The 5089-nt window shown below is 64.2% G+C and carries 3 protein-coding genes; 2 read left to right on the top strand and 1 reads right to left on the bottom strand.

What is annotated here, in order from left to right; translation table 11 throughout:
• Positions 1 to 1193: TQXA domain-containing protein (locus VEI45_RS15545; RefSeq protein ID WP_324854718.1), on the bottom strand; the 1193-nt coding region annotated here is incomplete at its 3' end.
• Between the two features lie 369 nt (positions 1194 to 1562).
• Between VEI45_RS15545 and VEI45_RS15540 the strand changes: the two genes are divergently transcribed.
• Together VEI45_RS15540 and VEI45_RS15535 are read left to right on the top strand one after the other, a co-directional pair.
• Positions 1563 to 2501 carry a family 2A encapsulin nanocompartment shell protein gene (locus VEI45_RS15540; protein WP_324854716.1) on the top strand — a complete coding sequence of 313 codons (939 nt, stop codon included), beginning with the start codon at positions 1563 to 1565 and terminating at the stop codon, positions 2499 to 2501.
• Between the two features lie 20 nt (positions 2502 to 2521).
• On the top strand, positions 2522 to 4414 hold the full coding sequence (locus VEI45_RS15535; protein WP_324854714.1) for a family 2A encapsulin nanocompartment cargo protein cysteine desulfurase: 1893 nt from the start codon (positions 2522 to 2524) through the stop codon (positions 4412 to 4414).
• The last annotated feature ends 675 nt before the right edge of the window (positions 4415 to 5089 follow it).

Below are 5089 nucleotides of genomic sequence, written 5' to 3'. Positions count from 1 at the left end.
GCGACCGGAGTGAATCGCTGTGGCGCCCCCTCTAACGCCACACCGGTCAGCACCCGATCGGCGGTGTTGTGCGCTGTTGTTGCGGTCACGGTGGTTGTGGATGCGCCCGGTGCCGGTCGGACGTAGAAGTCTCTGCCCGGGTGAAGTGTCCCGTCGATCGCTGCGCCGTCCGCGTCGACCAATGCATGACCATCGGTTGCCTTGAGCGTCGAAGGAATTCGGACTTGGAATGGACCCACCAGGCCAGGTTCCGCGATTGCGTGAGTAGTGACGAGTCGTGGTTCGTCGCCTTCACGCACGGCCGCGCTCGCCCCGGCGAGCAAGTAGTTGTAGAGGTGCACCACCCGGTCGGCGTTGCGGTAGTGCCGTGCGCCGGTCAGCCAGAAACCGACATGACCGATGCCGGGTGCGCCGCTGTCCGCCGCAGTGATCAGTCGGTAGAACTGGAAGCCGCGCCCGCGGCTGCCGTGGCTGCTCGACGACAATGTGCTGCCCACACCCAGCGCACGTTGGTAGTGTCCGTTGGCCGCATCGGTGGTCAGCTGTGAACCGGAAACATCGTGCCAGTCAACGCCGTTGGCCGACTTTTGCAATCGCAGGCTCACTGGGGAATCCGACGTGGTCCATACCGAGTAGCCGCCCAGTTGGGGTTGGCCGTCGAATTCAAAGGTGATGACCGGCCCCGGACCCCGCTTCACCGTGACAGGAACGTTCAGCGGCTGGGTGTCCAATGCCAGACCGTTGGTGAAGTACCAGATCGCGGCTTGGGTCGCCGCGATGGCTTCGTGCTCGCTGATGTTGGCTGCCCCCAACGGATAGCCGGCGGCGCGTAGTTGCCGGCTCAATTCGGCCGTTGTGGTGATCGGGAACGAATGGCGCAGGATCCAACCGATCTGGGCCTCACGCCCGCGGCCGCGCAAGTGGGGCAGTGCCGACCAGGTGCTCAGTCGGTACCGCGACGGAAGGTGTGGCGCGATACCGCTGAAGTCCAGTGAGTAGGCATCCAGGTTGGGGTTGAGCCTGATCAGGTCGGTGCGCGCGGTGGTGCCGTCGGCGAACACGATCCTGTCCACGGTGTGGGAGTAGGTCCCGCCGCGATAGCGCGTCATCCGGGGTAGTTCGTTGGCTGGCCGGACGTGGACACGCTGACGGGTCGTCACCTGCGTCGGTGCGGGTATGGATAAGACGGTCATGGAGGTGGTTGATCTTCCTGAAAGAGTGGGATCGCGCGCGATTCGGTATTGCCGCAAGGTCTGGCAGGGCCGCCCGCTTGCGGGATAAATGCGCGACGATTTGAACGTCAGATGGGCGTCAGGAAATCAACAACAACAACAACAGGCCACGAAATGGCAGCGCGAACGGACAAAGCGCAGCTGTGGGGCCTGTTGCATGCGATTCACTATAGGGCATGATTCCGACCAGGCTTGTTTTCGGCCGGATTGACCCCCGCTGTTCAAAAAATCTCGATGAGTTTTACACTTGCCGAGGCTCGGCGCGGCGCTGTTAGTCGGCCGTCATAGGCCTGACACAGCCATTTCTTCGACCATCATGGAAGGATCACGATGACCTCGGCTCAAAACGAGTCTCAGGCACTTGGCGATCTCGGTGCCCGGCAGCTTGCGAACGCGACAAAGACTGTTCCGCAGCTCTCGACGATCACCCCGCGCTGGCTGCTGCACCTGCTGAGCTGGGTGCCGGTGGAAGCGGGTATCTACCGGGTCAACCGCGTGGTCAACCCCGAGCGGGTCGCCGTCAAGGCCGAGGAAGGCGCCGGCACCGAGGAACCGCTGCCGGAGACCTATGTGGATTATGAGACCAGCCCGCGCGAATACACGCTGCGGACGATCTCGACCTTGCTCGATATCCACACCCGGGTATCCGACCTGTACTCCAGCCCGCACGACCAAGTCGCGCAGCAGTTGCGGCTGACCATCGAGACCATCAAGGAGCGCCAAGAATTCGAATTAGTGAACAGCCCCGAATACGGGCTGCTTGCCCAAGCGACTCCCGAGCAGACCATCCAAACGCTGGCCGGCGCTCCGACGCCCGACGACCTTGACGCGCTGATCACCAGGGTCTGGAAAACACCCAGCTTCTTCCTGACGCACCCGGTGGGCGTCGCCGCGTTCGGCCGCGAGGCAACTTATCGCGGTGTGCCGCCCGTTGTCGTGAGCCTGTTCGGCGCGCAATTCATCACCTGGCGCGGAATTCCGATCATTCCGTCGGACAAGGTGCCGTTGGAGAAGGGCAAGACGAAGTTCATCCTGGTGCGCACCGGCGAAGAACGCCAAGGCGTGGTGGGCCTCTTCCAACCGGGCCTGGTCGGCGAGCAAGCGCCGGGGCTGTCGGTGCGGTTCACCGGCATCAATGAGTCCGCAATCGCAAGGTATCTGGTCACCCTCTACACGTCGTTGGCTGTTCTGACCGACGACGCGCTTGCCGTGCTCGACGGCGTCGACGTTGGCCAGTTCCACGCCTACGACACTCGCCGTACTAAATGACATCGCCGTGGACCAATTCAGTGAGTACAAGTGAGTATCGAGCGGTAGACGCCGAGAGCGACCTGCCCATCAGCGCAGCGGAACTCGCCGCCCTGGCCAACCAGCTGTATGCCGCGAGCGTCCGCCCGGGGTTCGACAGTCCGCCCCAGTCGGCGCCGGTCGCCCCCCGCGGCAACGTGCCGGACTCGACAGCGGCCGCTTCGGCCGGACAGACTGCGGCGGGCGCCGCGGACCTGTACCCCACGCCGGTCCCGCTGGTGGGTGCCGGGGACATCTATGTCCCGGCTCCGACGTCTCCTGAACCCGAACCCCTGCCGCAGACGGTCCCGGTTGCGCCGCGCGGCAACGTGCCCGACACGACGGTTGCGCCGTCGGCCGCTGAAACGACTGGCAGCGTCGCCGATCCCTACCTGCCGACCGCCGACTTGGCCGCCTTCGCAGTGCCCACCGAGGGCATCGTCCCGACGGTGCCCGGTGTGTTGGCCGGAACAGTGCCGACCGTTCCGGTGGCCCCGCGCGGCTCGGCACCGTACTGGCTTCCCGAGGCGCCGTCGGTTCCCGCGCTCGACTGGTCCGACACCGTTCCCACCGGATTGACCGTGCCGGATGCGCCGGCCGGCGACGAACACAACTACCACTTCCTGACCGCCGCCGACCCGGTGCCACAGTTGCCCGACGAACACGAGGTGTTCGACGTCAACGCGGTGCGGGCCGACTTCCCGATCCTCAAGGAGACCGTCCACGGCAAACCGTTGATCTGGTTCGACAACGCGGCGACCACCCAGAAGCCGCAGGTGGTCATCGACCGGCTGTCGCACTTCTACGCCCACGAGAACTCCAACATCCACCGAGCCGCGCACGAATTGGCGGCCCGGGCAACCGACGCCTACGAGGAGGCCCGCGACACCGTAGCCGAATTCATCGGCGCGCCAACGGCCGACGACATCGTGTTCTTGCGTGGCACCACCGAGGCGATCAACCTGGTGGCGCACGCCTGGGGCGGTAAGCACCTGCAACCCGGCGACGAGATCGTTATCACCTACCTGGAGCACCACGCCAATATCGTTCCCTGGCAACTGATCTCACAGAAAACGGGAGCGATCCTGAAGTGGGCGCCGATCGACGACGCGGGCAACCTGTTGCTGTCGGAGTTCGAGGAACTGCTGGGCCCGCGGACCAAGCTGGTGGCCGTTACCCAGGTTTCCAATGCGCTGGGCACGGTGGTTCCGGTCGACAAGATCGTCGAGTTGGGTCACCGCTACGGCGCGCGGGTGCTCATCGACGGCGCCCAGTCGATCCAGCACATGCCCGTCAACGTCGCTGAACTCGGCGCGGATTTCTTCGTATTCTCCGGACACAAGATCTACGGCCCCACCGGAATCGGCGTGCTCTACGGCACCAAGGAAGCGCTGACCGAGACACCGCCTTGGCAGGGCGGTGGCCACATGATCGCCGACGTCACGACGGAACGGTCGCTGTATCAAGGGCCGCCGACGAAGTTCGAGGCCGGCACCGGCAATATCGCGGACGCCGTCGGGCTTGCCGAGGCGCTGCGCTATGTGGAGCGGTTGGGTATCGAGCGCATTGCGGCCTATGAGCATTCGTTGCTCGAGTACGCGACGCCGCGACTCGCTGACATTCCCGGTGTCCGCCTTGTCGGCACGGCGACCGAGAAGGCCAGCGTGCTGTCATTCGTGCTCGCAGGACACGAGCCGCTCGAGGTGGGCAAGGCGCTCAACGCCGAAGGCATCGCGGTGCGCGCGGGCCATCACTGCGCCCAGCCGGCATTGCGGCGCCTGGGACTCGAGGCGACCGTTCGCCCGTCGTTCGCGTTCTACAACACCTTCGAGGAGATTGACGTCTTCCTGAGGGCGGTGCGCCGGATCGCCGAGGGTGGCACCAACGTCGGCTGAGCCTGGCCCGATCGGGTTCTTCCGGGCTACGTTGGCTGGTTTCTGACCGGGCTTAGGCAGATGATCGTCACCACCGGTATCTGCCCAGGCCAACGGCGCTTTCTGGGCTGCAGTGATCCCTCAGGGCACATTTTTTCTGCCTGATCCGAACTCTCCCGCTTCGACCCCTCTGTCCGTAAATTCTCGACGTGATTTGTGTGTGCAGGCGGGTGGGGCATCGGTGTCGCGGACCTGCACGTGTGGATTCCCGCAGACAACAGGGTGATTCCAAAACTTCCCTCAGCCAGAGGAGTGCGATGACGTGGATCATGCGCCGACAGATCGAGCAAACTCGATGAACGCCGCGGTCATCGCCAGAATTTTGACGATTTTGCACGAGTCATTCCTGGTTGCTGCCAAGAATCCAACCGGCCGGACGGCCCGTCCGGGGGGTTGGCATGCACCCGTCAAGCAAACTAGCCAACCTATAAAATCGTGGTCTTTATCACACGGTTACGTCTCTCGGCGGAGCGGATAGGCCCTTGGCGCAAAGAGCTCCAGGGCCGACGGTATCCGGGATTGATTGGTCGAAACCCGTCGCCGGCGTCGGCGACTTTGTCGTTTTGGCGGGCGAGACATTCGCCGCCGCCTTCCGGCGGCCGTTCGCGCTGCGCGAACTGATCGATCAGATCTGGT

The organism is Mycobacterium sp. (genome assembly GCF_035623875.1).
Taxonomy (GTDB): Bacteria; Actinomycetota; Actinomycetes; order Mycobacteriales; family Mycobacteriaceae; genus Mycobacterium.
Note: the sequence above shows the minus strand (reverse complement) of the source record. Positions and strands in the feature narration are given on the sequence as shown.

Excerpts from the sequence above, each read along its gene's own strand:
- VEI45_RS15540 (WP_324854716.1), top strand. The coding sequence starts at position 1,563 with ATGACCTCGGCTCAAAACGAGTCTCAGGCACTTGGCGATCTCGGTGCC.